Source organism: Streptomyces sp. NPDC104367, assembly GCF_055583825.1.
The window spans coordinates 166,370-192,137 of record NZ_JBVJND010000003.1 but is presented as its reverse complement, the minus strand read 5'-3'; the positions used below and the strand labels follow the sequence as shown (position 1 = coordinate 192,137).

The window sequence follows — 25,768 nt, the reverse complement described above, 5'->3', positions numbered from 1 at the left end:
CGAGAGGACGTGGCCCGTGACGCCGATCCGACGCTCGTACCGCAGACGCAGAAACGTCACCATGCTGTCGTTGCTGCTCCTGGTGCTCACCATGGCCCTCGGGCCCACGCCCAGCTCTGCGGCGTCCGGCGGCTGGTGGCTGCCCACCTCCCGGCCCGCCCCGGACGTCGAGGTCGACGTCACCGGCGAGCCGTTCACCGGAACCGACTCGGCAGGAGACGTACGGGGGTTCGTCGACGCGCACAACCACCTCTTCGGCAACGAGGCCTTCGGCGGCCGGCTGATCTGCGGCAAGGTCTTCTCCGAGGCCGGTGTCGCCGACGCCCTCAAGGACTGCCCCGAGCACTACCCCGACGGCACCCTCGCGATCTTCGACTACATCACCCACGGCGGCGACGGCAAGCACGACCCGGTCGGCTGGCCGACCTTCGCCGACTGGCCGGCGTACGACTCGATGACCCACCAGGCCGACTACTACGCCTGGGTGGAGCGGGCCTGGCGCGGCGGGCAGCGCGTACTCGTCAACGACCTCGTCACCAACGGCGTGATCTGCTCCGTCTACCCGTTCAAGGACCGCAGCTGCGACGAGATGACGTCGATCCGGCTGCAGGCGAAGCTGACCTACGACCTCCAGGCGTACATCGACAAGATGTACGGCGGCACCGGCAAGGGCTGGTTCCGCGTCGTCACCGACAGCGCGCAGGCGCGGCAGGTCATCGAGGAGGGCAAGCTCGCCGTCATCCTCGGCGTGGAGACCTCCGAACCCTTCGGGTGCAAGCAGATCCTCGACATCGCGCAGTGCAGCAAGGCGGACATCGACAAGGGACTCGACGAGCTCTACGCGCTCGGCGTCCGCTCGATGTTCCTGTGCCACAAGCTCGACAACGCCCTGTGCGGCGTCCGGTTCGACTCCGGCGGCCTCGGAACCGCCATCAACGTCGGCCAGTTCCTGTCGACCGGCACCTTCTGGCAGACCGAGAAGTGCACCGGCCCGCAGCACGACAACCCCATCGGGACCGCCTCCTCGGAGGCCGAGTCCGACCTGCCGGCGGGCGTGGACGTCCCCTCGTACGACTCGGACGCCCAGTGCAACAAGCGCGGTCTGACCGCACTCGGCGAGTACGCCGTGCGCGGCATGATGAAGCGCAAGATGATGCTGGAGATCGACCACATGAGCGTCAAGGCGGTCGGCCAGGCACTGGACATCCTGGAGTCCCAGTCCTACCCCGGCGTGCTCTCCTCGCACAGCTGGATGGACCTCGACTGGACCGAGCGGGTCTACTCCCTCGGCGGCTTCGTCGCCCAGTACATGCACGGCTCCGAGGGGTTCGTCGCGGAAGCGGCCCGCACCGAGGCGCTGCGCGACAAGTACGACGTGGGCTACGGCTACGGCACCGACTTCAACGGCATCGGCGACCACCCCGCCCCGCGCGGCGCGGACGCCGCGAACAAGGTGACGTACCCCTTCAGGAGCGTCGACGGCGGCTCCGTCATCGACCGGCAGACCTCCGGCGAGCGCACCTTCGACATCAACACCGACGGAGCGGCCCATGCCGGGCTGATCCCGGACTGGATCGAGGACATCCGCCAGGTCGGCGGCCAGGACGTGGTGGACGACCTGTTCCGGGGCGCCGAGTCCTACCTGGACACCTGGGGCGCCACCGAACAGCACCAGGCCTCGGTGAACCTCGCCAAGGGGCAGCCGGCGACGGCCAGTTCGTCCGAGTCCAACCCGTTCACCAGCTACCAGCCCGGCCGGGCCGTCGACGGCGACGACACCACCCGCTGGGCCAGCGACTGGAGCGACGACCAGTGGTGGCAGGTCGACCTGGGCTCCACCCACCTGGTCTCCCGGGTGACGCTCGCCTGGGAACGCGCGTACGGCAAGTCGTACCGCGTCGAACTCTCCACCGACGGCACCACCTGGCAGACCGCCTGGTCCACCACGAGCGGCGACGGCGGCCTGGACACCGCCCGGTTCACCGGGACCCCGGCCCGCTACGTCCGCGTCCACGGTCTGGGCCGCGGCACCGACTGGGGATACTCGCTGTACGAGGTCGGGGTCCACAGCGCCTGAGGCGGAGGTTCAACGGATGGCACGCATGCCGTCGGCCGAGCGGCGCAGGCAGCTGACGGAAGCGGCGATCAGGACGATGACCCGGGACGGCGTCGCCAAGGCGACGACCCGGGCCATCGCCGCCGAGGCGGGCGTCTCGCTGAGCGTCTTCCACTACTGCTTCGACTCCAAGCAGGCCCTGATCGAGTCCGTCATCACCACGCTCACCGACCACTCGGTGAGCGTGGTGCGCGACGCGCTGCGCCCCAGGGCCACCCTGGAGGAGACCGTCCGGGCCGGCTTCGAGGCGTACTGGGACCACGTCCGCGCGCACCCCGACGAGCACATGCTCACCTACGAACTGACCCAGTACGCCCTGCGCGAGCCCGGGTTCGAGCACCTGGCCCGGCGCCAGCACGAGCTGTACGGCACCGCCTACGCCGAACTGATCGAGCGACTGCGCGACAGCCTCGACCTCCGACTCCGCGTCCCCGTCACCGTACTGGCCCGCTACCTCGCCGCCGTCACCGACGGCCTGACCCTCAACTACCTGGTCCTGGGCGACGAATCGGCCTGGACCGGCATCCTCGACACGGTCACCGCCCATATCGCGAGCCTCGTGGCCTGATGTGCGATGTGTGCCGAACACACGGCCGAAACCCGCTATGATCACCGCGGCAAGGCTGTAGCGCAGAGGTCGTCGCGCCCAAGCAGCGAGCTGGAGGACGTCGGTTCGAATCCGACCGGTCTTGCCGCCTATTCGTGGAGGAAAGTCGACTGGCGTCGGTTCGTCCTGGGCGGGCGGAGGGCGATGCCACCCCCGGCGGCCCGGGCGCCGGCCACGGACCGGTGGAGTGGTGATGACGCAGCCGACACCCGTACGCTGCCCCGCGATCGAGCATCCGGACATCCCGATCAGCGACCCCGCCGCGCTGGAACCGCTGCTGATCCGGCTGCGGTCAGCGCGGCCGCCGGCGGGCGACGAGACCTTCCCGCTCGGCACCGTCCGCGCGGACGGCCGGGTCGACCTGTGCAAGCAGGGCCTGGGAGCGGCCGGCGCCGCCCGGCTGATGCCGGCCGCCGCTGCCTCCCCGCACGCCGCGCACGTCCTGCTCGGCACCAACGCCATCGGCGACGAGGGCGCCCGCACCGTCGCCGACGCACTCACCGACGGCCACGGCCTGCGCACGCTCTACCTCGGCTGCAACCGCATCGGCCCCGCGGGCGTCGCCGCGCTCGCCGACGCCCTCACCACCGACGACACCGTCCGGGCGCTGTGGCTCAAGCGCAACCCGGTCGGCGACGAGGGCGCCCGCGCGCTCGCCGCGACGCTCCGCCGCAACACCGCGCTGCGCACCCTCGACCTGGTCAACACCGGCCTGACCACCGACGGTCTGCGCGCCCTGCTCGACGCCCTCACCGGGCGGCCCGCCCCGGTGGAACGGCTCTTCCTCGGCGGCAACGGCCTGACCGCCGAGGCCGCCCCGCTGCTGGCGGCACTGATCCGCGACGCGGGCGTGCGCGAGCTGTACCTCCCCGCCAACCACCTCGGCGACGAGGGCGCCGCGATCCTCGCCGCCGCGGCCGACCCCGGCCGGCCGGTCCGCCTCGGCCTCGGCGGCAACGGCATCGGCCCCGCCGGCGCCCGGGCCCTCGCCGGTTCCCTGGCCGGCATCGAGGTCCTCGACCTGGGCCGCCCCCTGTCCGAACGCAGCCTCGGCGCCCCCGCCAACACCACCGGCGACGAAGGCGCCCACGCGCTGGCCGCCGCCCTGCCGGGCAGCCCGCTGCGCCGGCTGGAGCTGTGCCACACCGGCCTGACCGGCCGGGGCGCCAAGACCCTGCTGGCCGCGGTGGCCGACGGCTCGCCCCTGGAGTACGTCGGCCTCGGCCCCGGCCTGCCCCGCAAGGTGAAGCGCTCCTTCACCCGGCGGCTGCGGCCGCACGGCACGGCCCATCCGGACCTGCACGCGATAGGAAGTGTCTACCGGTGAGCTCCCCGGGCGAACTGCGCTGCCTCCCGCCGGACGAGGCGTCCGGCAGACGCCGGGTGCGCCGGTACGCGGTGCCCCGCTGGATGATCGAGCGCGCCACCGAACGCCGGCTGGCCGGCGACTGGCGCGGCGCCTGCGCGGCGGCCAACGTGGACATCGGTTTCGACCTGGCCGAGGTCGCCGAGGAGTGCGGCGCCGACATCGCCGAGGCCCTCGCGGACGACCTCGGCCACCTCGCCCCCGACCTGCTGCGCTGGCACCTGCCGCGCACCCTCGGCGGGCGGACCACGCTCGCCACGGACCGCACCGTCGTTCTCGCCCGCTACCGGCCGGTGACGACCGGCGAGGGCTCCGGGACCACGCCCTACCTGCACCTCACCACCCCGCCCATGGTCGACGGACCGCAGCGGATCGCGCTGCGGTTCCGGACGGTCGACGACGAACGGGCCGCGGGCGTCTTCGGGTCCGAGACCGACGACTGGCGCCTCGCCCGCCACCTCTGGGACGCCCGGCACACCGCGGAACTGCGGGAGCGGTGCGGCGGCGGCCCGGACCGGTCGCCGTTCTTCCGGGCCGACGGCACCGTGCTCGGCCCCGACGGCCTGCCGACGGCAGAACCCGGCGCCGACGACCCGGCGGCGCGCACCGAATGGACCGAGCTGACCCGCCGCGAAGGCGGCTCCCCGGCCGCCTTCGCCGCGGCCGGCATCGAACTGGACCTGACGGCTCCGCGGAAGTCGGGCTGGTACCAGGCGGACCCGGAGCGGCTGCTGGGCGCGATCGCGCTCAACCACACCCGTCTGGAACCGGAGATCAGGCGCCAGCGGGCCGCGGGCGCCGGCAGCCGGTTCCTCGTCGCCGCGCACTGGCGGACGTACATCCAGCTGGAGACCGCCGACGGCGGCGGGCTGCTGGTCCGCGCCGTCGACCGGGAGGACGCCGAGGGCCTGCCGTTCCTCGCCGAGGCCCTCTGGCGCAGGCTCCCCGACCTCGATCTCCTGCGGGACGGGGACCTCACCGCGGACCGGCTCCACCCGCTCGTCCGCGAGGCGCTCTTCCCCGCCCTCCGGGTCCCGCGGGACCGGGGCGGCCCGCCCGCGCCGACCGCCCCCGCACCCGTGCGGGTCAGGTGCCGCGGCACCTGGCACGAGGTCGGCTTCCGGCCCGGCGGCCTGCTGCGCATGCCGCACAGCGACGACGAACAGCAGCGCGAACGCGCCCTGCGCGCCTTCGGCGGCGCCGTCGCCGGATGCTTCGCCGTGGAACAGACCTGGACGTCCGGCAAGGGCCGCCTGCCCAAGGCGCTGCGGGCGCAGCGCGCGGAACTGTTCCTGCGCGCCCAGCACGGAGACACCCCCGGCGTGCTGGAACTCCTGGACGCCGGTGTCGACCCCCGGGTACGGGACGCCGGCGGGCGCTCCCTGCTGCACGTGCTGAACCTCCTGGACCACGAGCCGCTCCTGCCCCGGCTGCTGGCCGCGGGAGCCGACCTGGAGGCCCGCGACCGGCGCGGCCGCACCCCGCTGTACACCGCGGTCAACGACCTCGGTTCGAAGGCACTGGTGGAGGCGCTGCTCGCCGCCGGGGCCCGGATCGACGTCAGCGACGAGTCCGAACTCTCCCTCGCCCAGCTCGTCCGCCGCTACAAGCGCCCCGACCTCGCCTTCCTCCGGGAGCGCGTGCAGACGGAGCACCCGGACGTCGGCGCCGACTGGTGGGACGAGTGGATGGACGAGCAGGAGCAGTACTACGCCGACGACGACTCCGATGACGACGGCGACGGCGACGGCGATGACGACGGCGACGGCGACTCCGATGATGGCGCCGACGAAGCGGACGACTCCGACGACCCCGACGACGAGGAAGACCCGGTCTCTTGAGCGCCGACCGCAGTGAGCGCACCGAGCGCGCCGACCGCACCGCCCCGGCCGCCCCCGCCGCGTCCGCCGGCCCGCTCGCGGCCGCGGACGAGCTCAACCGCAGGCTCCGTACCCGCCGTACCGAACCCGCCGCGAACCCGCAGCTGGAGGCGCTCGCCCTGGCCGTGACGGCCAATCAGCCCGTCCTGCTCTGGGGCGAACCGGGCATCGGCAAGTCGGCCGCCCTGGAACAGCTCGCCGCCGGACTGGGCCTGGCGCTGGAGACCGTCATCGCCAGCGTCCACGAGCCCTCCGACTTCGCCGGACTGCCCGTCGTCGGTGACGACCCGGCCGTCACCGGCGTGCCCATGGCACCCCCGGACTGGGCCGTCCGCCTCGCCCGCGCCGGACAGGGCCTGCTCTTCTTCGACGAACTGTCCTCCGCGCCGCCGGCCGTGCAGGCGGCCCTGCTGCGCGTGGTCCTCGAACGCCGCGTCGGCAGCCTGGTACTGCCGGACGCGGTACGCATCGTCGCCGCCGCCAACCCGCCCTCCAGCGCGGCCGACGGCTGGCACCTCAGCCCGCCGCTCGCCAACCGGTTCGTCCACCTCGAATGGACCCACGACCCCCGGACGGTCGCCCGCGGCATGGCCGGCACCTGGCCGGAGGCGGCCGTGCCCGTCGTCGAGGCGGGCCGGGTGCCCGGTGCGGTGGCACGGGCGCGGGGCGCGATCTCCGGCTTCCTCACCGCCCGGCCCGGACTGGTCCACCACATCCCCGGCGACGCCGAGAACCGCGGCCGGTCGTGGCCGTCGCCCCGGACCTGGGAGATGGCACTGAGGCTGCTCGCCGCGGGGTACGCGGCGGGCGTCGGCCGGGAGGCCCTGGCCGCCGCGCTCACCGGAGCCGTCGGGGACGGCGCCGGCATCGAGCTGCTGTCCTATCTCGAACACCTCGACCTGCCCGACCCGGACCGGGTCCTCGCCGACCCGGACGCCTTCGCCCTCCCCGACCGCGGCGACCGCCAACTGGCTTTCCTCATCGCGGTGGTCGCCGCCGTCCAGGGCGACCTCACCCGGCCCCGCTGGGAGGCGGGCTGGGCCGTACTGGCGAAGGCCGTGGACGCCGGGGTGCCGGACGTGGCCGCCCGCGCCGCCACCGACCTCGCGACGATGCGCCACCTCGACTGGCCCGTGCCGTCCGGCATCGACGCGTTCCTGGACCTGCTCCAGATGTCCGGAGCGCTGCCCGGCGCCGGCCGGTGAGCCGCGCGGGGAGGCCGCAGGACGCCCGTGCCGCCCTCGACATGACCAAACTGCTGGCCGCCCGCTACCGGGCGGCCAGCGACCGGCCCTACCTCGCCTCCGCGCTGTACGCCCTGACCGTCGTCCCGAGCGGCGACGTGCCGACGATGGGCGTCGACCGCCACTGGCGCTGCTACGTGTCGCCCGCCTTCGTCGACGCCACCCCGGTGCCCGAACTCGCGGGCGTGTGGGTGCACGAGGCGGCCCACCTGCTGCGCGACCACCACGGCCGGGCCGACCGGCTCCCCGCCGCCGTCCAGGGCGACCGGCACCGCGTCAACGTGGCCCAGGACTGCGAGATCAACGACGACCTGCTCGGCGACGGCCTGCGGCTGCCCGAGGGACGGATGGAACCCCGTCTCTTCGGCCTCCCCGAGGGCCAGTTGTTCGAGGCCTACGTCGACGCGCTGCCCGCGCGCGTGCGCACACCGGACTGCGGCTCGGGCGCCCACGGTCGGCCCGCGCCCTGGGAGCTGTCCGACCCCGGCGGTCCGGCACGGCTCGGCGACGTCGAGGCGCAGGCGCTGCGCCGGCAGACCGCCGAGGCGATGCGCGCCCACCGGCGCAGCCGCGGCACCCTGCCCGCGGGCTGGCAGCGCTGGGCCGAGGAGATCCTGGAACCCACCGTGGACTGGCGGCGGGCACTGACCGGAGCGGTCCGGGAAGCCGCCGCCTGGGCCGCCGGAGCCGTCGACTACACCTACCGCCGCCCCTCGCGCCGCACCCCGGCGCTGCGCGGCGTGGTCCTGCCGAGCCTGCGCCGCCCGCTGCCCCGGGTGGCCGTCGTCATCGACACCTCCGGCTCGATGGGGGACGACGAACTGGGCGCCGCGCTCGCGGAGGTGACGGGTGTGCTGCGCGAGGTCGGCATCCGGGGCAACCGCGTGAGCGTGCTCGCGTGCGACGCCGACGTGCACGCCGTGTCCCGGGTGACGGCGGCCGAACAGATCACCCTGGCCGGCGGTGGCGGCACCGACATGCGGGTCGGGATCGAGGCCGCCCTGGCGACGCCGGACCGCCCGAGCATCGTGGTCGTCCTCACCGACGGCTACACCCCCTGGCCCGACCGGACCCCGCCCTGCCGTGTCGTCGCGGCCCTGATCGGCGCCGACGCGCCGGAGCCGCCGGGCTGGGTGGAGACGGTCCGCGTCCCCGGCTGACACGCGCGAGGGCGGTGCGCCGAGCCGTACGGCGGGTGCCGCTGGGCAGGGTCGCGGGGTGGACCGCTGGAGCAGACAGGCCGACGGCGCGCGCGGCCCGGAAGCGGTGAGCGGGCCGCCGGCCCGGACGGCGCGGGCGCTGTGGTGGGGGTCGGCCGGCCTGGTGCTCGCCGTCCTCGGCACCTCGGTGCTCGTCGCCGGCACGGAGCAACCCCGCCGGCTGCCCGTGGCCGTCGCCCTGGTCCTGGCGCAGGTCTGCGCCCTGAGGTGGCAGACCCGCGCCCCGGTCGCCGTCCTCGCCGTCAACGCCGTGACCGGGCTCGCCGTGTGGGCGTTGCTGCCCGCCGTGAGTCTGACCGGGGCGCTGCTCGCGGCGCAGGTCACGCTCTGCGTGCTGGCCGCCGTCTGCCCGCGGCGCGTCTCGGTGGCGGCGCTCGCGTCGATGTGCCTGCCGGCGCCGGTGGCGCAGGCGGCGGGCGGTCCCGCGGGGCTCGCGGTCTACCTCCTGACGGTGCTCCTGGCGTGGACCGCCGGCCAGTGGCGCGGGGCGCAGCAGGCGCGGCGGCGGGCCGAGACCCGCCGGGCCGTGGTGGAGGAGCGGGCCCGGATCGCACGCGAGGTCCATGACGTCGTGGCCCACACCCTGGCCGTCATGGTCGTCCAGGCGGGCGCCGCCGACGACGTGTTCGCCGAACGGCCCGAACAGGCCCGCCAGGCGCTGCGCGCCATCGAGACGGGAGCCCGGTCGGCCCTGGGCGAACTGCGCCTGCTGCTGCGCGCGTTCCGGCCCGAGGAGGAGGAAGCGGAGGGACCCGGGGGAGAGGACGGAGCCCGGGGAGAGGACGGAACCGGGGGAGAGGCGGGACCCTGGGGAGCGGCCGGGCCCTGCGGAGGGACCGGGACGGGGCGCTGGGCCGTGGGCCGGGGCCGACGCTCGGACGGCTGGACGAGCTGGCCGACCGGGTGCGCGCGACCGGGATGACCGTGCACGTCCACCGGGAGGGGCTGCTGGTCCGTGCCGCCGCCCTGGCCGACCTCGCCTCGCGCGGCCGGCTGGTGGAGGACGACGGCAGGGTCGCCGTCTCCGGCACGGAACCGACCGGTGACCCCGTCCTGGACGGGGTGCTGCGCGACGCGGCCGCCGGGTACGGCTGGAAGCGGCTCGTACGCCGCCACCGGAGGCGCACCCTGACACAGGTGGAGGACCGGCTCACCGCGGCGGGGATCCTCACCCGGTCCGGCGGCCGGCGGCTGCACCTCACCGACCCGGCCGTCGCCGCCGCCCCGCGCGCCCGGGTGACCGCGGTCCTGCACGGGAACGGGCCCGTGCGGGAGGTTCCGGTCGCCGACGCCGCGCTGCTGGCGCTGGCCGCGGCGGGACGCGTCCGCGCGGTGGTGTCCCGGGCGGACCAAAAGGCCTTCCGGGCCCGTGTCGAGGAGTGCACGCGGCGCCTGGCCACCCTCGCGCCCGGCCTGGAGACGGCCGTACGCGCGCTGCCGGTGACCATGGTCGCCGCCCAGGGCGGCATGGGCGGCAGCTGACCGGACCGGGAGACGAACCGGGACGGACGGCGACGGGACGGACGGTGAGGGGACGGACGGTGGGGGGACGACGGCGGCACGGACCGGCACAGTCGGCGCCGATCCGCCATAGGTAGCATTCCGGCATGGGAAGAGATCTTGAATCCAACGCGTCCGAGCCCGGGGCCACCCGCCACGTCGACACCCGTCACGGCCGGGTCGCCTACACGGACACCGATCCGCAAGGCTCCCTCTCCGCAACGCCGTTGGTGTTCGTGCACGGGAACTCGTCCTCCCGGAAGGTCTTTCGCGCGCAGCTCGCGGACGACTTCGGGCCGCGCCGACTGCTCGCCCCGGACCTGCTGGGCCACGGCGAGTCCGACGACGCCCGGGACCCCGAACTCGCCTACACGCAGCGCGGTCACGCGGCCACGCTCGTCGAGTTCCTCGGCGCGCTGGGCATCGACCGGGCCGTGGTCGTGGGCTGGTCGCTCGGCGGCCACATCGGCCTGGAACTCGTCCCGCGGTTCCCGGGGCTCGCGGGGCTCGTGCTGACGGGCACGCCGCCGGTCAGCAAGGACACCCTGGCGGACGGCTTCCTGCCGACCCTCGGCTACGCCGGCGTCGAGTCCATCACGGCCGAGCAGGCGGCGGAGTTCGCGGTGCAGATCACCGTCCCGCCGGCGCCCGAGGGGGTGCTGGAGGACGTCCTGCGCACCGACGGCCGGGCCCGGCGCGTCATGTTCGAGTCCTTCGTGGCCGGCCGGGACTCCGACCAGAAGGAACTCGTCGCGACCTCGACGGTCCCGCTCGCGATCATCGACGGCCGCGACGATCCCTTCGTCAACCACGACTACGTGGCGTCCCTGCCCTACGCGGCGCTCTGGCGCGGCGCGCCGACGGTCCTCGAAGGCCGACGCCACGCCGCGTTCCTGGAGGACCCGGCCACCTACGACGGCCTCCTGCGCGCCTTCCTGGACGAGCAGGGGCTCTAGAGGCGTCGTCAGGCCGACTTCGCTCGGCCGTGCTTCCAGAAGCCGGAGAAGGTGATGCGGTCCTTCGGCAGGCCCGCCCGGTGCAGATGGCGGCGGCCCTCCGTGGCGAGCGTCGACTCGCCCACGACGAAGGCGTAGCCCGAGGCGTCCACCCGCTCGCGGCGGCGGAGTTCGGCCAGCGCGGCGGCGCCCGGCACCGCGCCGGTGTCGTCGCGGACCACCCAGTCCACGCGGACGCCCTCGGGCGCGTCGAGGTCGCGCCGGTCGCCCGCCAGCGGCACCTCCTGGATGACGTGCCCGACGGTGTCGCGCGGCAGCGAGCGCAGGATGCCCGCGGTCGCCGGCAGCCCGCTCTCCTCCGCGACCACCAGGACCTCGGTGGCGTCGCCGGGACGGTCGAAGAGGAGCCCCTGGTCGAGCAGGGCCATGGGGTCACCGGGGCGCGCGGCGCACGCCCAGATCGCCGCGGCGCCCTCGGGCTCGCCCGTCGGACCGCAGTGCACGACGAAGTCGATGTCCAGCTCCGCGTCCTCGGGCCGGTGGTCGGCGACCGTGTAGTTGGCGCAGTGCGGCCGGACCTCGTCGGGAAGGGCCAGGTACGGCTCCCACCACTTCGAGCCGGCCAGCTCCGGAAGCTCGAAGCCGTCCTGGTGCGGCAGTCGCAGGAACAGCCGGAACCAGTGGTCGTAGCCCTGCCACGGGAAGTCGGCGAGCGAGTCACCGGTCACCGTGACGCGCTGCATCGACGGCGAGTAGCGCACGCTCCTGACGACTTCGCCGCGGAAAAGGGTGGGTCGGGTCGGCATCAGCCGGGGAGTCTTCGACATGAGGGAAGGTTAGCCTAAGCTAACCCGGTGCCTGATCTGCATCGCGCCCTCACCCTCCGCCGAGGCGGGACCCTGGCGCTCCTCGTCCTCCTGCTGCTGGCCGCCGCGTCGGCCGGCATCCTGTTCGGCAGCAACCGCCTTCCGTTCTCCGCCGTCCTGCACGGCCTGACGGGTTCCGGACCGGCCGCCGACCAGGCCGTCGTCTGGGGCTCGCGTGTGCCGCGCACCGTGCTCGGTGCCGTGGTGGGCGTCTGCCTGGGCGTCGCGGGCACCGTGATGCAGGGGCACACCCGCAACCCTCTGGCCGATCCCGGCCTGTTCGGGGTGTCGGCGGGCGCGGGCCTCGCGGTGGTCCTCGGCGCGTACGTGCTGCACGTGCGGGACACCGGCGCGACCGTGTGGTTCGCGCTGGCCGGCGCGCTCGTCGCGAGCGTGGCGGTCTTCGGGATCACCGCCGCGGGCAGCGCCGCCGCCGGTCCCGTCCCGCTCGCGCTCGCCGGGTCGGCCGTCTCCGCGCTCCTCGGCGCGTTCACCTCGTTCGTCGTGCTGACCGACCGCGACACGCTGGACGCCTACCGGCTCTGGATCGTCGGATCGCTCGCCGGGCGGCGCCTGGACGTGCTGGAGCCCGCCTGGCCGTTCATCGTCGCCGGGCTGGTGCTGGCCGTCGCCAACTCCCGCGCCCTGGACAACCTCTCGCTCGGCACCGAGGTCGCCCGGGGCCTCGGCGAGGACGTGCTGCGGGCCCGGGTCGTCGGGCTCCTGGCCATCACCCTGCTCACCGCGGGGGCCACCGCGGTCGCCGGTCCGGTCGGCTTCGTCGGTCTCACCGTGCCGCACGTGGCGCGGGCGCTGGTCGGCACCGGACACCGCTGGGCGCTGCCCGCGGCCGGGCTGGCGGGCGCGGTCGTCGTCCTGGCCGCCGACGTCGTGGGCCGGCTCGTCGCCGGCAGCGCCGAGGTCGAGGTGGGCATCGTCCTCGCGGTGCTCGGCGGCCCGGTCTTCGTCGCGGTCGCCCGCCGCAGGTCGCTGGTGACCCTGTGAACGGCCCCGGACGCGCGGACGCGTGGCCCGACGCCACCGACACCGACAACGACACCGCCGCCACCGCCGATGCTCCGGACGACCGCGACGACCGCGGCGACCGCGCGAGCGACCCCGCCGGAGCTCTCGACGGGCGCGGCTCCGGCTCCGGCTCCGCGAAGCCGGACGGTGCGGGGGTGCGGACGCGCAGTCGGGGGGTGCGGATCGGGCCGGTCGGGCTGGCCTGGCGGCCGCGGGTGCTGACCGTCACCGTCGTGGCCCTCGTCGCCGCTCTCGTCCTCCTGGTGGCCGCGGTCGCCCTGGGGTCGACGGACCTGGCGCCGCTCACCGTGGTGCGGGCGCTGGCCGGCGGCGGTGACGGGGCGGACCGCTTCGTGGTGGTGACGCTGCGTCTGCCCCGCGCCCTGACCGGCGCACTGGCCGGCCTCGCCCTCGGTGTGGCCGGCGCCCTCACCCAGACCTTCACCCGCAACCCCCTGGCGACGCCGGACATCCTCGGCGTCACCTCCGGCGCGTCCGCCGGCGCGGTGGCCGCCATCGTGCTGGGCGGCGGCGGTTACTCGGTCGGCGCCTCCGTCCTCGGCGGGACCGTCCCCGCCGCCGCGACGGCCGGCGCCCTTGCGGCCTCGGCCCTCGTCTACGGGCTAGGACTGCGGGGCGGGGTGCAGAGCTTCCGGCTCGTCCTCATCGGCATCGGAGTCGGCGCCACCCTCGACGCGCTGACGAGCTATCTGCTGGTCCGCGCCCAGATCACGCAGGCGACGGCGGCCTCGCAGTGGCTCGTCGGCAGCCTGTCCGGCACCTCATGGACGAGCCTGTGGCCGCTGCTGGCCACCACGGCGGCAGCCGTACCCCTCGCGCTCGCCTGCTCCGCCGCCCTGACCCTCGGCCAGCTCGGCGACGACGTCGCGACCGGCGTCGGGCTCGCGGTGCAGCGGCACCGGCTGCTGGTCATCGCCCTGGCGGTGGTGCTGACCGCGGGCGCGGTCGCCGCGGCGGGACCGGTCGGATTCGTCGCGTTCGTCGTGCCGCAGATCGCGGTGCGGCTCTGCGGCACCGCCCGCCCGCCGCTCGCCCTGTCCGGGCTGCTCGGGAGCTGCCTGGTCCTCACCGCCGACCTGGCCGGCCGCACCCTCTTCCCGTGGGAGGTGCCCGTCGGCATCCTCACCACCGCCGTCGGCGCCCCCTACCTCATCTGGCTCCTCGTCCGTCACCGCAGGGAGATGACCTCCGCATGACCGTCCCCGTCCTGGAGGCGCGCGGTCTGCGCCTCGCCTACGACCGGCAGACCGTGATCGACGGCATCGACCTGTCCGTGGCGCCCGGCAGCGTCACCACGTTCCTCGGCGCCAACGGCTGCGGCAAGTCGACCCTGTTGAAGGCCTTCGGCCGCATCCTGCGCCCGGCCGCGGGGGAGGTCCTGCTGGACGGCGTGCCGATCCGCCGCATCCCGGGCCGCGAGGTCGCCCGGCGGCTGGCGATCCTGCCGCAGAGCCCGGTGGCCCCCGCCGGCACCAGCGTCCTCGACCTGGTGATGCGGGGCCGCAACCCGCACCAGAGCTGGGCCCGCCCCTGGACGCCCGAGGACGCCGGGATCGCCGAACGCGCCATCGAGGCCACCGGACTCGCCGACGTGGCCCGGCGCGACGTCGCCTCGCTCTCCGGCGGGCAGCGCCAGCGCGCCTGGATCGCCCTGGTGGTCGCGCAGGAGGCCGGAACGCTGCTGCTCGACGAGCCGACCACGTTCCTCGACCTCACACACCAGTTGGAGGTGCTGCGGCTGGTGCGCCGGATCAACCGCGAACGCGGCGCCACCGTGGTGATGGTCCTGCACGACCTCTCGCTCGCCGCCCGCTACTCGGACCGGCTCGTGGTCCTGCACCGGGGCGGGATCGTCGCGGACGGACCCCCCGCCCAGGTGCTCACCCCCGAGCTGCTGCGGACCGCGTTCGCCCTGCGGGCCAGGGTCGTACCTGACCCGGTGACCGGCACTCCGCTCGTCGTGCCGGAGGCGGACGACCTGACCCGCACGCTCACGGGAAGTTAGGTTAGCCTAACCTTCTATGAGATCCCTTCGCCTAGGCGCCCCGCGCGCCGCCGCGGTGGCCTTCGTCGCCGCGACCGCGCTCCTGCTGACCGGATGCTCCTCGGACACCGGATCCTCCGGCACGGCCGCCGCGAGTTCCTGGACGTTCAAGGACGACCTCGGCAGGACCGTGAAGCTCGACCGCACCCCGACCAGGGTGGCCGGCCTCAACGACGTCCTCGCGTCCCTCATGAACTACGGTCTGAAGCCGGTCGCCTCCTTCGGCTACTCCTCCCTCGGCGACGACCACCGCTTCGACGGCCTGGACACCGAGGGGATCACCCAGGTGGGCACCTCCTACGGCGAGATCGACCTGGAGAAGCTCGCCGAGGCCAAGCCCGACGTCATCGTCACCGACGTCTACCCGACGGACAGCAAGGGCACCGTCGACAAGACGCAGCCCGCGTACGGCTTCAAGAACCTCGCCCAGCAGAAGCAGGCCGAGCAGATCGCCCCGGTCGTCACGCTGTACATGGGCGGCGACGGCGCCGACGTCGTCGAACGGACCACCGACCTCGCCACCTCGCTGGGCGCGAAGGCGTCGGTCGTGAACGCCGCGAGGAAGAAGTTCGACACCGCGCGGCAGGCGCTCGCCGAGGTCGGCGAGGACACCGACATCACCGTCACGGTCATGTACGCCGACGCGGACGGCGTCTACGTCGCCAAGCCCGCCGACGACCCGGCGCTGCGCATGTACCGGGACCTCGGCGTACCGCTGACCGTGCCCACCCCGAAGGGCTACTACTGGGGCGTCTACAGCTGGGAGAACGCGGGCAAGGTCGGCGGCGACCTGCTCCTCCTCCAGCAGTCCGGCTACACGGTCGCGGAGCTCAGGAAGCAGCCCACCTTCGCCGACACCCCCGCGCTCGAGGCCGGCCAGATACACACCTACGAGTCGTCCGGGATGGACTACGTCTCCCAGGCCGGCTACATGACCCGGCTCGCCGGCTGGATCAAGGCCGCCGAGCCGGTCACGAAGTGACCTGAGGTCAGTACCCCAGCCGGACGCGCAACGCCGGCTGGAGCAGGTCGCCGTGGGCGGTGACCATGTCGTCGCACAGGCGCCAGATGTCCTCGACGGGCAGGGCCGCGGCGGTGGCCGGGTCGGTCATCGCCGCGTGCCTGATGTGCCGCGGCTCGTCCTCGACCGCCGCCCGCACCACCAGGTCGTTGGCGCTCAGGTAGGTGCGGTTGAGCGCGGCCAGCTGGGGCGGCAGCGAGCCCACCCGGGTGGGCTGGACGCCCAGCGTGTCCACCAGGCACGGCACTTCGACGACACCGTGCGCCGGGAGGTTGTCGATCAGGCCCCGGTTGGGGACGTTGCCGTAGACCGTGCGCGGGGTGCCGGTGACCATGCTGTGGATGATCTGGGGCGCGTACTCCATCGTCCCCTCGACCGTGATCGGCGCCCCGGCGGTCAGCGCGTCGCGGGTCTTCTCGTACTCGGCCACGTTCTCGTCGACGATCCCGAGGTACGCGCCGATCGGCAGCCGCAGCCGCTCGACCTCGCTGTCGTGGTGCAGGTACCAGGGCACGTACTCGGAGGAGTGCTCGCTGGTCTCGGTCGGGTAGTGGCCCAGCCTGCGGTACATGTCGACGCGGACCCGGCGCCGCAACTGCTCGTCGGAGGAGATCAGTTCGTCCAGCCTCGGATAGAGGCTGCGCCCCTGGTGCTCGAAACGCAGTACCCACGCCTGGTGGTTGACGCCGGCCGCGAGGTAACTGATCTCGTCGTAGGGGACCTTGACCAGGTCCGCGAGGTCGCGCATCGTCCAGTACACCGAGTGGCACAGGCCCACCACCCGGGTCAGGCCGGTCGCCTGCGTCAGGTACTGGACGTTCATGGCCATGGGGTTGGTGTAGTTCAGCAGCCAGGCCTGCGGGCAGAGTTCGGCGATGTCCCGGCCCAGTTCCCTGAGGAACGGGAAGGTGCGCAGGGCCCGGAAGATGCCGCCGATCCCGAGGGTGTCGCCGATGGTCTGCCGTACGCCGTAGCGCGCGGGTACCTCGAAGTCGGTGCGGGTGGCCTCGCCCATGCCGATCTGCACGATGTTGATGACGAAGTCGGCGTCCGCCAGGGCCTCGCGGCGGTCGGCGTGCGCGGTGATGGCGGGACGGGCGCCGAGGGCCTCCGCGATCCGGACGGCGGCGCCGTACGCGGTGGCCAGCCGTTCGGTGTCGATGTCGTGCAACGCGACCCGCGCGGAGCCGAGTTCGGGGAACGCGAGCAGGTCCGCGAGCAGTCCCTGGGTGAAGACGACGCTGCCGGCGCCGATGAAGACGATCTTGGGGGTGGTCATACCGGGGATTCCTCGGTCTCGGGAAGGCGGGCGAGTGCTTCGTCCCGCGTGGGCTGTGCGGTGGTGCCGCCGGGGGCCCGGGTGGACAGGGCGCCGCAGACCGCGGCGAAGCGGAGCGCGTCCGGCAGGGGCGTCCCGTCGAGCAGGGCGGCGATGAACCCGGCGTCGAAGCTGTCCCCGGCGCCGACCGCGTCGACCGCGCGGACCCGGATGCCCCGGGTGGTGAAGAGGCGTTCGCCGTCGTGGCACAGCGCGCCCCCGGCGCCGTTCTTGACCGCGGTGACCGGGCCCCGGCGCGCCAGCCGTTCGGCCGCCGCCGCGGGGTCCGGGGCGGCGGCCAAGACACCGTCGGCCGGGAGGATGCCTGCCGCGTCACCGTCCGTGTCGAGGCGGGCCAGGCGCCGGGCCTCGGCGGCGTTCGGCAGGAGGTAGTCGGTGTGGGCCAGGACGGCGTTCAGACCGGTTGCCTCCCAGCGCCCGGCCGGGTCGTCGTTGGTGTCCAGGGAGGTGGTGGCGCCGTGCCGGCGTGCCGTGCGCAGGAGTTCCGGCAGGCCGGCCGCGAGCCGGGGCATCAGGAAGTAGGAGGCGGAGTGGACGTGGCGGGCCGCGCCGAGCAGCGCCGCGGGCACGTCCTCGGCGGTGGTGGCGGCGAGGGTGCCGGGGGCGGTGAGGATGGCGCGGTCGTCCCCGCGGGTGAGCGCGACCGTGACCGGCGTCGGGTGCGCGGGGTCGGTGCGCAGCGCCTCGGTGTCGACCCCGTGGGCGCCGAGCCGGTCCCGCATGTAGCGGCCGGCGTCGTCGTCGCCCACCCGCCCGGCGAAGGCGACCCGCAGGCCGAGGCGGGCGGCCCCGCAGGCGACGATCGCGCCGGATCCGCCGACGGTCAGGGTGCCGGCGGGAACCAGTTGTTCGCGCTGGCCGAACTCGAGCGGGCCGTCGAGCGGGCCGACGACGACGTCGGGGTTGGCGTCGCCGATGACGAGCAGGTCGAAGGCGTGTGGCATGCGGGTGTTCCTGACTGGGTGGTGAATCGGGGGAGAGGGGCAGAGGGGCAGAGAGGCAGAGGGGCAGAGGGGCAGAGGGGCAGAGGGGCAGAGGGGCAGAGGGGCAGAGGGGCAAAGGGGAAGAGGGGAAGAGGGGAGCGGCGGCCGGGGTCAGCCCTTGAGGCCGGAGCTGGTGACGGACTGGATGAACGCCTTCTGCGCGCCGAGGAAGGCGAGCAGGACCGGCAGCACGGTGATGACGTTCCCGGCCATCACGGCCGCCCACTGGGTGTGGTGCTGTCCCTGGAAGGTCGTCAGGCCCAGCTGGAGCGTGTACTGCGTGTCGTGGTTGATGGCGATCAGCGGCCAGGTCAGGTCGTTCCACGTGCTCAGGAACGTCAGGACGGCGACGGTGCTGAGGGCCGGCCGGGACAGCGGCAGCACGATCCGCCACAGCACGCGCAGCCGTGAGCAGCCGTCGATCCAGGCGGCCTCCTCCAGCTCGCGGGGGAGCGAGAGGAAGAACTGCCGCAGCAGGAACACGGAGAAGGGCGTCACCAGCGACGGCACGATCAGCGCGCCCAGGGTGTCGATGAGGCCGAGCTGCTTCATCACCAGGAACGTGGGGATCATCGTGAGCTGGAACGGGATCGCCATCGTGGCCAGCATCAGGCCCAGCAGCAGCCGGGAGCCGGCGAACCGCATCCGGGCGAAGGCGTATCCGCCGAGCGTGCCGAGGACCAGGTTCGCGGTGACCGTGACCAGGCTGACCAGGAAGGAGTTGGCGAACCAGCGCGGGAACATCGCGTTGCCCAGCACATAGCGGTAGCCGCCGAGGTCCAGGTGGGAGGGGAACAGCGCGGGCGGGAAGCGGTTGATCTCGGCGTTGCTCATCACCGAGCTGACCGCCAGCCAGATCAGCGGCACCGCGAAGAGCAGGGCGCTCGGCGCGAGCACCAGGTGCCAGGGGCTGAACGGCAGCCGCCCGCGCCGGCGCGGCACACCGGACCGGACGGAGGGCGCCGCCTGGGCGGCCTCGGGCGGGGCGGACACGGCGGTCATACGGCGGCCTCCCGGCTGCGGCGGCGGGCGACCTGGAAGACCAGGCCGATCAGGCCCAGGGCCACGGCCAGCACGTACGCCGAGGCGGCGCCGTACCCGGCGGTGGCGTTCTTGAAGGCCTGTTCCCAGATGAAGTAGACGATCACCGTGGTGGAGCCGAGCGGGCCGCCCTTGGTGGTGACGTACACGAGGTCGAACGCCTGGAGGGACTGGATGGTCTGCCAGAGCACCAGGAAGACCGTGACCGGCCTGAGCACGGGCAGCGTGACGTGGCGCAGCAGCTGGAGACGGCCGGCGCCGTCCAGCCGGGCCGCCTCGGTGAGCGAGGCGGGCACGTCCTGGAGCGCCGCGAGGTAGATCACCAGACAGAAGCCCGTACCGCTCCACAGGCTGATCGCGACGAGCACGGGCAACGCCTGGGACGGGTCGTCGAGGAAGCCCTGGGACGGGATGCCGAGGTGGTGCAGCACGGCGTTGGCCGCGCCGAACTGCGGGTCCAGGATGAACGAGAACAGCACGCCCTGCGCGGTCGCGGAGACCACGAACGGCACGAAGTACAGGGTGCGGTAGAGCCCGACGAAGCGGATGCGCCGGTTCAGGGCCAGCGCGAGGAACAGCCCCACCGCCATGCTCGCGGGCACGTACAGCGCGGTGTAGAGGACGGTGTTGCGCAGGGCCTGGCTGAAGTGCGGGTCCTGGGCGAGGGCGCGGTAGTTGTCCAGGCCCACCCAGCGGCTCGGGGTGACCAGGTCGTCGGCCTGGAAGGACAGCAGCAGCGACCAGACGATCGGCACCACGCTCAGCCCGATGATGATCAGGACGGCGGGGGAGACGAACGTCCAGGCCGCGGCGGCCTCACCGGCTCGTCTGCGGCGCAGGGCGCGCCGGTTGTCCGGTGGCCCGGACACGGTGATCGGGGTGGGCAGTCGCGACATGACGGATGCTCCTCAACGCGGTATGAGCAGTGCGGCGTTGGCGTCGGCGGCGCAGGTGCGCAGCGCCTGGGCGGGGCTGCTGCGCCCCAGCAGCACGGCGACGACGGCCTGTCCGAGGGCCTGCGAGATCTGCGGATAGGCGGCGTGGACGGGCCGTACCCGGGCGGAGTCCAGGGCCTTGGTGAACACGTCGAGTCCGTCGGTGGTGCTCTCCTGGCGCTGCCAGGCGGGCAGTTCGCGGGTGCGGCGGCTGAGCGGCAGACTGCCCGCGTCGATGTCCCAGCGCACGTCCTGGGCGGGCTGCATGAGCCAGCTCACGAAGGTCCTGGCGGCCCGTCTGCGGGCGGCGCCGTTGTCGAAGACCGTCCAGGTGTCGGGTCCGCTGATGGTCATCGGCCGGCCGGAGAAGCTCGGCAGGGGTACGACGTGGTAGTCGACCTTCGCCTGCCGGATGTCGGGCAGTTCCCAGGGACCGGTGACGGCCATGCCCATGTGGCCGGAGAGGAAGACCTGGTACATCTGCTCGCTGCCCGGCTTGGTGTCGACGTAGACGCTCTTGTCGCGGGCCAGGGCGGCGACCACCTCCAGGGCGCGGGTCCCGGTGTCGCCGAAGCCGATGTGCTTGCCGTCGTCGGCGACCACCTCCCCGCCGAGATCCCAGATCATGGGCCACATGCGCCAGACGGTGTCCTCGTCGCCGACTCCCGGCCAGCCGGTGCCGAAGCGGCCCGCGCCCGAGTCGGTGAGCGCCTTGGCGGTGGCGACGAAGTCGTCCCACCGCCAGCCCGCCTCGGGCAGCGCCAGGCCCGCCCGCCGGAACAGCTTCCTGTTGCAGACCACCGCGAGCGAGTCCACCACCGCGGGCGTGGCGCGCACCTGTCCGTTGACGGTCACGGCCTCGCGCACCGGCGCCCAGTAGCTCCGCCAGGGGGTGGCGGAGCCGCCGACCGTGTCGGTGAGGTCGACGACCTGCGGGCTGCGGGCGATGCTCGCCAGGTCGGAGCCGAAGATGTAGGCGATGTCGGGGTAGGAGCCGGCGGCGAGGGCGGCCGTCACCTTCTGGAGCATCGCGTCGGCGAGCACCCCGCCGCCCAGCTCGACCCGGATCCGGGGGTGTTCGCGCATGAACGCGGCGGTCAGGGATTCCAGGGCCTTCTTGCCGGTGTCGGTCTGACCGTGCCACATCTCGATCGTGACGGTGCCGTCGGCGCCGACACCGTCACCGGCGTCCGCCGCACAGCCGGCGGCCGGCAGGCCCGCGGCGGCCGTGGCCGCCAGAGCCGCGCCGGTCCGCAGCACGTCACGGCGCGCGGGCCGCGGACGGCGGGTGCCACGGGGAGTCGCGCGGATACGGATCATGTCCGTGCTCCAGAACATGGTGGGCACGTCCCCGCCTCGGACACCGACGACGCGGTCCTGGCGACTCGGGCCGGACTCCTGGCGCGTGGTCAGCTACCGGCTGGGCGTACCTCTGCCGCCGTGTGCTTCGACTACGGCGTTGGCCAGGAGTTAAACGACGTCGCCGGGCCGGTGTCAAGACATCGGACTGTTTGGATCTGCGCGAAACACCTGCGAAACCTGCATCATCACGCACCCGCTTCCGGGAAGCGTCATGCGGCAAGAATGCTCGAAGATGCTTGAAGTAGGCATTGATAGAGCGTTTTCGAGCATCTACTGTTCATGGGTGTCCCCCCTGCCGCGACGGAGAGGTGCTCCATGACCAACCAGTCGGCCGCGCCGGAACTGCGCGTCGGCGTCGTCGGTGTCGGCCAGCGCGCCGCCCTGGCCGACCGGCCCGGCGTGGCCCGCGTGGTCTCCTGCGCCGATCCCGCCGAACGCGGTCGCGCCGACGCCCGCGGGCTGTTCGGCGTCGGCGTCCGGGTCCACGAGCGCCACGAGGACATGCTCGGCGACCGGCTGGACGCCGTCTTCGTCCTGACCCCCGACGACGTCCACACCGCCCCCGCCCTGTTCTTCCTCGAAGCGGGCGTCGCCGTCTTCGTCGAGAAGCCGCTCGCCGTCGACCTCGACGACTGCGACCGCGTGCTCGCCGCCGCGGCCCGCACCGGCACCCGGCTCTACGTCGGGCACAACCTCCGTCACCTGCCGGTCCTGCGCACCATGCGCCGGCTCGTCGACGAGGGCGCGATCGGAACGGTGCGGGCCGTGTGGTGCCGGCACTTCGTCGGCCACGGCGGCGACTACTACTTCAAGGACTGGCACGCCGAACGCGCCTGGACCACCGGCCTGTTGCTCCAGAAGGGCGCGCACGACCTGGACGCGATCCACTGGCTGGCAGGCGGCAGCGCCCGCACGGTGACCGCCCTCGGCGACCTCGCCGTCCACGGAGCCAACCCGCACCGCCGCACCCGGCCGCAGGGCCCCGAACGCGTACAGGACTGGTACGACGAAGGGGTCTGGCCGCCGTCCGCGCTGCGCGACCTCAACCCCGTCGTCGACGTCGAGGACATCAGCATGGTGCTGACCCGCCTCGACAACGGGGTGCTCACCAGCTACCAGCAGTGCCACTTCACCCCCGACTACTGGCGCAACTACACCGTCATCGGCGACGAGGGCCGCATCGAGAACCTCGGGGACGGCATCCAGGGCGACCCACCCGAGATCAAGGTCTGGAACCGGCGCCGGTCCGGCTACCGTCCCGAGGCCGACCGGACCCTCGGCCCCGCCGAGGCGGCCGGCCGCCCGCACGGCGGCGCGGACCAGGCACTCGTCGAGGAGTTCCTGCGCTTCGTCGCGCACGGCGGTGCCACCGACACCTCGCCCGTCGCCGCCCGCGAGGCGGTCGCCACCGGCATCGCGGCCACCACCTCGCTGCGCGCGGGCGGCACACCCGTCCAGGTGCCCGCCCTCGCCCCGGACCTCGCCGACTACTTCTCACGCCACCAGCCCGGTTCACGCGGCCCGGCCCCCCGCACCCCCTGAACCGACCGCCCTGTCCGGCCCACCTGTTGCGGCCTTCCTGTTCCCCCACCCTTCCAGCCCACTTCTCCCGATTCAGCCACCAGGCCGCCCAGGCGCGCCGTCCCGCACCCGAGGAGCACCTACATGTCGTTCACAGGCGAGGAGATCGCCCGCCAGCCCCAGACCTGGCTCAAGGCCGCGACCGTGGCCGCCGAGTCGTCCGGCCTGCTGCCCCGGCCGGGCGAGCGGGTCGCCGTCGTCGGCTGCGGCACCTCCTGGTTCATGGCCGAGGCGTACGCCGCGCTGCGCGAACGGCGCGGCCTGGGCGAGACGGACCACTTCGCGGCCTCCGAGTTCCCCCACGGGCGTACCTACGACCGGCTGGTGGCGATCTCCCGCTCCGGCACCACCACCGAACTCCTGGAACTCCTGGAGCGCAGGCGCGGCCGCTTCCCCGCCGTCGCGCTGACCGCCGACACCACCACCCCGATCGTCGACGCCGCCGAGGACGTCCTCGACCTGTCCTTCGCGGACGAGAGGTCCGTCGTGCAGACGGTGTTCGCGACCACCGCGCTCACCGCCCTGCGCGCCGGTCTGGGAGAGCCGGTCGAGCCGCTCGCGCAGGCCGCGCGCACGGCACTCGACGAGCCGCTGCCCGAGGAGTGGCTCACCGCCGACCAGATCACCTTCCTCGGCCGCGGCTGGGCCCACGGCATCGCCCGCGAGGCCTCCCTGAAGATGCGTGAGGCCACCCAGAGCTGGACGGAGTCCTACCCGTCCCTCGAATACCGGCACGGCCCGATCGCCATCGCCGCGCCCGGCCGCCTGGTGTGGCACTTCGGCCCCGACGAGGACGGTCTGCGGCCCGATGTCGCCGCCACCGGCGCGCACTTCGTGGACCACCCCGAGGACCCGCAGGCCGACCTGGTGCGCGTACAGCGGCTCGCCGAGGCCACCGCCGTACGCAAGGGGCTCGACCCCGACCGGCCGCGGGCCCTGAGCCGCTCCGTGATCCTCGACCGGCCCGCCTCCTGACCGCACACCGAGAGGACGTCATGCTCTGCCGCAGCGCGGACCTGATCGCCGAAGCCCACGCCTCGGGCTCCGGGATAGCCGCCTTCAACGTCATCACCCTGGAACACGTACGGGCCGTCGCCGACGCCGCGCAGCGCACCGGCCGCCCGGCGATCGTGCAGATCAGCCACAACGCCGTCCGCCACCACGGCGGTGACGTCATGCCGCTCGCGGCCGCGGCGACCGCGACGGCCAGGGGCAGCGGGGCCAGGCTCGCGGTGCACCTGGACCACGTCGAGGACGACGCGCTCCTGCACCGCACCGCCGAGTGCGGTGCCAGTTCGGTCATGTACGACGCGTCCCGGCTGCCCGACGAGGAGAACATCGCCGCGACCCGGGCCGCCGCCCGCTGGGCCCACGACCACGGCCTGTTCATCGAGGCCGAACTGGGCGAGATCGGCGGCAAGGGCTCGGCACACCTGCCCGGTGTGCGCACCGACCCCGGGGACGCCGCCCGGTTCGTGGCCGAGACCGGCGTCGACGCCCTCGCCGTCGCCGTGGGCAGCAGCCACGCCATGGTCACCCGCACCGCCGCGCTCGACCTCGGCCTGATCTCCCGGCTGCGGGACGAGGTGCCCGTACCGCTCGTCCTGCACGGCTCCTCCGGGGTGCCGCACGAGGCGCTGAGGTCCGCGGTCGCCCACGGCATGACGAAGATCAACATCGGTACGCTGCTCAACGTGGCCTTCACCCGGGCGGTCCGCCGGACCCTGGACGACGCACCGGAACTGGTCGATCCGCGCCGCTATCTGACGCCCGCCCGGAGCGCCATGACCGACGCGATCGCGGACTGCCTCACGAGGCTCGCCGCGCCCGCGCCGTCCTGACGCGGCGCCCGCCGTATATTCCTCGGCGGGGGCCACCAGGAACGGAGGGCGGACGGATGAGGCGGGTCTTCCGGCCGGGCGCCCGGCGTCCCCGGCTGCGCTTCGACGGCTGGATCGCGGGCCTCGGCACGGCCTCCGGCACCCGCGTGGTGCTGGGCCACTGGCCCCGCTCGCCGTTCGGTCCGTTCAGCGACGTGATGCTCGAACGAAGCGACGGAGAGCGGCTGTTGCTCGCCCCGACCCGGCCGACGGCGCAATTCGTCGGCGACACCTACGGCTTCGACACGGTCCGCGTCGTACCGGTCGACGTCACCGTCGTCGCCGGCACCTGGGCCGTCACCGCGGGACCGCTCCGGCTGCGCTTCACCACCGGCCGGCGCACCGCCCTCGGCCACCTGCTGCGGGCCGTTCCCGGACCGCTCGCCCGCCGCCCGGCCTGGTCCGCCGTCACCGACGGGGTCGCCCGTCTGCTGCTGCCCGGCGTACGGACCCGCGGCAGCGCGGGCGGCGGCCGCCGGGAGTGGTACGGCGCACGGGATCTGCTCGCGATCCGGGCGCTGTCGGGCGACCTCGACGGCGAGGACCTGGGCGGACTCGCACCGGTCGAGCCTCCCGTCCGGTTCGGCTTCGGCTCGGTACCGCGCCGTCCCGCGCTCACCCGGGTCACCACGACGGTCGAGGTGGAACGGTCCTTCCGCGTCCCGCGGCCGACCGGGTGAGGCGTCCCGCGGCCGGCCGCCTCCCGGGGGGCGCGGGGCGCCCCCCCCCCGCCCGGCCCGCGCCCCAGGCGGGTGGCCCGAGCCGGGGCCGGGGCCCGGG

23 protein-coding genes and 1 tRNA gene are annotated in these 25,768 nt (G+C 74.0%); 18 read left to right on the top strand and 6 right to left on the bottom strand.

Annotated features, from left to right (window positions below; all coding sequences use genetic code 11):
* Positions 1–61 precede the first annotated feature (61 nt).
* The 10 genes from ACZ619_RS06440 (at position 62) to ACZ619_RS06395 (ending at position 10,889) form a co-directional block, all read left to right on the top strand.
* Positions 62–2,077, top strand: coding sequence for a galactose-binding domain-containing protein (locus tag ACZ619_RS06440; protein WP_469595271.1), 2,016 nt, complete (start codon positions 62–64; stop codon positions 2,075–2,077).
* Positions 2,078–2,093: 16 nt separating this feature from the next.
* Positions 2,094–2,684, top strand: a complete 591-nt coding sequence (locus ACZ619_RS06435; protein ID WP_469594881.1) for a TetR/AcrR family transcriptional regulator — start codon at positions 2,094–2,096, stop codon at positions 2,682–2,684.
* A 51-nt stretch (positions 2,685–2,735) separates the two neighbouring features.
* Positions 2,736–2,808 (top strand) — tRNA-Arg (locus ACZ619_RS06430).
* Between the two features lie 108 nt (positions 2,809–2,916).
* The gene (locus ACZ619_RS06425; RefSeq protein ID WP_469594879.1) at positions 2,917–4,050 is read left to right on the top strand and encodes a leucine-rich repeat domain-containing protein; all 1,134 of its coding nucleotides are present in this window, start codon (positions 2,917–2,919) and stop codon (positions 4,048–4,050) included.
* The gene (locus ACZ619_RS06420; protein ID WP_469594877.1) at positions 4,047–5,930 is read left to right on the top strand and encodes an ankyrin repeat domain-containing protein; all 1,884 of its coding nucleotides are present in this window, start codon (positions 4,047–4,049) and stop codon (positions 5,928–5,930) included. The genes ACZ619_RS06425 and ACZ619_RS06420 overlap by 4 nt, the downstream gene beginning before the upstream one ends.
* Positions 5,927–7,174: an AAA family ATPase gene (locus tag ACZ619_RS06415; protein ID WP_469594875.1), complete on the top strand. Its 1,248-nt coding sequence runs from the start codon at positions 5,927–5,929 to the stop codon at positions 7,172–7,174. The genes ACZ619_RS06420 and ACZ619_RS06415 overlap by 4 nt, the downstream gene beginning before the upstream one ends.
* A gap of 41 nt (positions 7,175–7,215) precedes the next feature.
* Positions 7,216–8,373, top strand: a complete 1,158-nt coding sequence (locus ACZ619_RS06410; protein ID WP_469594873.1) for a vWA domain-containing protein — start codon at positions 7,216–7,218, stop codon at positions 8,371–8,373.
* Between the two features lie 58 nt (positions 8,374–8,431).
* Positions 8,432–9,355, top strand: a complete 924-nt coding sequence (locus ACZ619_RS06405) for a histidine kinase dimerization/phosphoacceptor domain-containing protein (RefSeq protein WP_469594871.1) — start codon at positions 8,432–8,434, stop codon at positions 9,353–9,355.
* Positions 9,352–9,915, top strand: a complete 564-nt coding sequence (locus ACZ619_RS06400; RefSeq protein WP_469594869.1) for a GPP34 family phosphoprotein — start codon at positions 9,352–9,354, stop codon at positions 9,913–9,915. Before ACZ619_RS06405 ends, ACZ619_RS06400 begins: the two co-directional genes overlap by 4 nt.
* A gap of 125 nt (positions 9,916–10,040) precedes the next feature.
* Positions 10,041–10,889 (top strand): alpha/beta fold hydrolase, encoded by an 849-nt coding sequence (locus ACZ619_RS06395; RefSeq protein WP_469594866.1) that lies wholly within the window; start codon positions 10,041–10,043, stop codon positions 10,887–10,889.
* Positions 10,890–10,897: 8 nt separating this feature from the next.
* Here ACZ619_RS06395 and ACZ619_RS06390 read toward each other — a convergent pair whose 3' ends face one another.
* On the bottom strand, positions 10,898–11,716 hold the full coding sequence (locus ACZ619_RS06390; protein ID WP_469594864.1) for a siderophore-interacting protein: 819 nt from the start codon (positions 11,714–11,716) through the stop codon (positions 10,898–10,900).
* A gap of 27 nt (positions 11,717–11,743) precedes the next feature.
* Between ACZ619_RS06390 and ACZ619_RS06385 the strand changes: the two genes are divergently transcribed.
* The 4 genes from ACZ619_RS06385 to ACZ619_RS06370 are packed head-to-tail and all read left to right on the top strand — an operon-like array spanning position 11,744 to position 15,828.
* On the top strand, positions 11,744–12,760 hold the full coding sequence (locus ACZ619_RS06385) for a FecCD family ABC transporter permease (protein ID WP_469594862.1): 1,017 nt from the start codon (positions 11,744–11,746) through the stop codon (positions 12,758–12,760).
* Entirely contained in the window at positions 12,757–13,998 is a 1,242-nt protein-coding gene (locus ACZ619_RS06380) for a FecCD family ABC transporter permease (RefSeq protein ID WP_469594859.1), read from the top strand. Before ACZ619_RS06385 ends, ACZ619_RS06380 begins: the two co-directional genes overlap by 4 nt.
* Positions 13,995–14,807 (top strand): ABC transporter ATP-binding protein, encoded by an 813-nt coding sequence (locus ACZ619_RS06375; RefSeq protein WP_469594856.1) that lies wholly within the window; start codon positions 13,995–13,997, stop codon positions 14,805–14,807. The genes ACZ619_RS06380 and ACZ619_RS06375 overlap by 4 nt, the downstream gene beginning before the upstream one ends.
* Before the next feature lie 16 nt (positions 14,808–14,823).
* Positions 14,824–15,828: an ABC transporter substrate-binding protein gene (locus tag ACZ619_RS06370; RefSeq protein ID WP_469594854.1), complete on the top strand. Its 1,005-nt coding sequence runs from the start codon at positions 14,824–14,826 to the stop codon at positions 15,826–15,828.
* A gap of 7 nt (positions 15,829–15,835) precedes the next feature.
* Here ACZ619_RS06370 and melA read toward each other — a convergent pair whose 3' ends face one another.
* The 5 genes from melA to ACZ619_RS06345 form a co-directional block, all read right to left on the bottom strand.
* A complete protein-coding gene (gene melA, locus ACZ619_RS06365) occupies positions 15,836–17,146 on the bottom strand; it encodes an alpha-galactosidase (protein ID WP_469594851.1) in 1,311 nt (436 codons plus the stop codon).
* Entirely contained in the window at positions 17,143–18,150 is a 1,008-nt protein-coding gene (locus tag ACZ619_RS06360; RefSeq protein ID WP_469594848.1) for a carbohydrate kinase family protein, read from the bottom strand. The genes melA and ACZ619_RS06360 overlap by 4 nt, the downstream gene beginning before the upstream one ends.
* Positions 18,151–18,300: 150 nt before the next feature.
* A complete protein-coding gene (locus tag ACZ619_RS06355) occupies positions 18,301–19,191 on the bottom strand; it encodes a carbohydrate ABC transporter permease (protein ID WP_469594846.1) in 891 nt (296 codons plus the stop codon).
* The gene (locus ACZ619_RS06350; protein ID WP_469594844.1) at positions 19,188–20,126 is read right to left on the bottom strand and encodes a carbohydrate ABC transporter permease; all 939 of its coding nucleotides are present in this window, start codon (positions 20,124–20,126) and stop codon (positions 19,188–19,190) included. The genes ACZ619_RS06355 and ACZ619_RS06350 overlap by 4 nt, the downstream gene beginning before the upstream one ends.
* 12 nt (positions 20,127–20,138) lie before the next feature.
* Positions 20,139–21,485, bottom strand: coding sequence for an extracellular solute-binding protein (locus tag ACZ619_RS06345; protein WP_469595268.1), 1,347 nt, complete (start codon positions 21,483–21,485; stop codon positions 20,139–20,141).
* Between the two features lie 357 nt (positions 21,486–21,842).
* Between ACZ619_RS06345 and ACZ619_RS06340 the strand changes: the two genes are divergently transcribed.
* The 4 genes from ACZ619_RS06340 to ACZ619_RS06325 all read left to right on the top strand — a co-directional run bounded on the left by ACZ619_RS06340 (position 21,843) and on the right by ACZ619_RS06325 (position 25,668).
* Positions 21,843–23,069: a Gfo/Idh/MocA family protein gene (locus ACZ619_RS06340; protein WP_469594842.1), complete on the top strand. Its 1,227-nt coding sequence runs from the start codon at positions 21,843–21,845 to the stop codon at positions 23,067–23,069.
* A gap of 123 nt (positions 23,070–23,192) precedes the next feature.
* Positions 23,193–24,083 (top strand): SIS domain-containing protein, encoded by an 891-nt coding sequence (locus ACZ619_RS06335; RefSeq protein WP_469594840.1) that lies wholly within the window; start codon positions 23,193–23,195, stop codon positions 24,081–24,083.
* A gap of 20 nt (positions 24,084–24,103) precedes the next feature.
* Positions 24,104–24,949, top strand: coding sequence for a class II fructose-bisphosphate aldolase (locus tag ACZ619_RS06330; RefSeq protein ID WP_469594838.1), 846 nt, complete (start codon positions 24,104–24,106; stop codon positions 24,947–24,949).
* A gap of 56 nt (positions 24,950–25,005) precedes the next feature.
* The gene (locus ACZ619_RS06325) at positions 25,006–25,668 is read left to right on the top strand and encodes a hypothetical protein (RefSeq protein ID WP_469594836.1); all 663 of its coding nucleotides are present in this window, start codon (positions 25,006–25,008) and stop codon (positions 25,666–25,668) included.
* Positions 25,669–25,768: the final 100 nt, after the last annotated feature.

Excerpts from the sequence above, each read along its gene's own strand:
- ACZ619_RS06440 (WP_469595271.1), top strand. The coding sequence starts at position 62 with ATGCTGTCGTTGCTGCTCCTGGTGCTCACCATGGCCCTCGGGCCCACG.
- ACZ619_RS06435 (WP_469594881.1), top strand. The coding sequence starts at position 2,094 with ATGGCACGCATGCCGTCGGCCGAGCGGCGCAGGCAGCTGACGGAAGCG.
- ACZ619_RS06425 (WP_469594879.1), top strand. The coding sequence starts at position 2,917 with ATGACGCAGCCGACACCCGTACGCTGCCCCGCGATCGAGCATCCGGAC.
- ACZ619_RS06410 (WP_469594873.1), top strand. The coding sequence starts at position 7,216 with ATGACCAAACTGCTGGCCGCCCGCTACCGGGCGGCCAGCGACCGGCCC.
- ACZ619_RS06400 (WP_469594869.1), top strand. The coding sequence starts at position 9,352 with ATGACCGTGCACGTCCACCGGGAGGGGCTGCTGGTCCGTGCCGCCGCC.
- ACZ619_RS06395 (WP_469594866.1), top strand. The coding sequence starts at position 10,041 with ATGGGAAGAGATCTTGAATCCAACGCGTCCGAGCCCGGGGCCACCCGC.
- ACZ619_RS06390 (WP_469594864.1), bottom strand. The coding sequence starts at position 11,716 with ATGTCGAAGACTCCCCGGCTGATGCCGACCCGACCCACCCTTTTCCGC.
- ACZ619_RS06375 (WP_469594856.1), top strand. The coding sequence starts at position 13,995 with ATGACCGTCCCCGTCCTGGAGGCGCGCGGTCTGCGCCTCGCCTACGAC.
- ACZ619_RS06370 (WP_469594854.1), top strand. The coding sequence starts at position 14,824 with ATGAGATCCCTTCGCCTAGGCGCCCCGCGCGCCGCCGCGGTGGCCTTC.
- melA (WP_469594851.1), bottom strand. The coding sequence starts at position 17,146 with ATGACCACCCCCAAGATCGTCTTCATCGGCGCCGGCAGCGTCGTCTTC.
- ACZ619_RS06360 (WP_469594848.1), bottom strand. The coding sequence starts at position 18,150 with ATGCCACACGCCTTCGACCTGCTCGTCATCGGCGACGCCAACCCCGAC.
- ACZ619_RS06355 (WP_469594846.1), bottom strand. The coding sequence starts at position 19,191 with ATGACCGCCGTGTCCGCCCCGCCCGAGGCCGCCCAGGCGGCGCCCTCC.
- ACZ619_RS06350 (WP_469594844.1), bottom strand. The coding sequence starts at position 20,126 with ATGTCGCGACTGCCCACCCCGATCACCGTGTCCGGGCCACCGGACAAC.
- ACZ619_RS06345 (WP_469595268.1), bottom strand. The coding sequence starts at position 21,485 with ATGATCCGTATCCGCGCGACTCCCCGTGGCACCCGCCGTCCGCGGCCC.
- ACZ619_RS06340 (WP_469594842.1), top strand. The coding sequence starts at position 21,843 with ATGACCAACCAGTCGGCCGCGCCGGAACTGCGCGTCGGCGTCGTCGGT.
- ACZ619_RS06335 (WP_469594840.1), top strand. The coding sequence starts at position 23,193 with ATGTCGTTCACAGGCGAGGAGATCGCCCGCCAGCCCCAGACCTGGCTC.
- ACZ619_RS06330 (WP_469594838.1), top strand. The coding sequence starts at position 24,104 with ATGCTCTGCCGCAGCGCGGACCTGATCGCCGAAGCCCACGCCTCGGGC.
- ACZ619_RS06325 (WP_469594836.1), top strand. The coding sequence starts at position 25,006 with ATGAGGCGGGTCTTCCGGCCGGGCGCCCGGCGTCCCCGGCTGCGCTTC.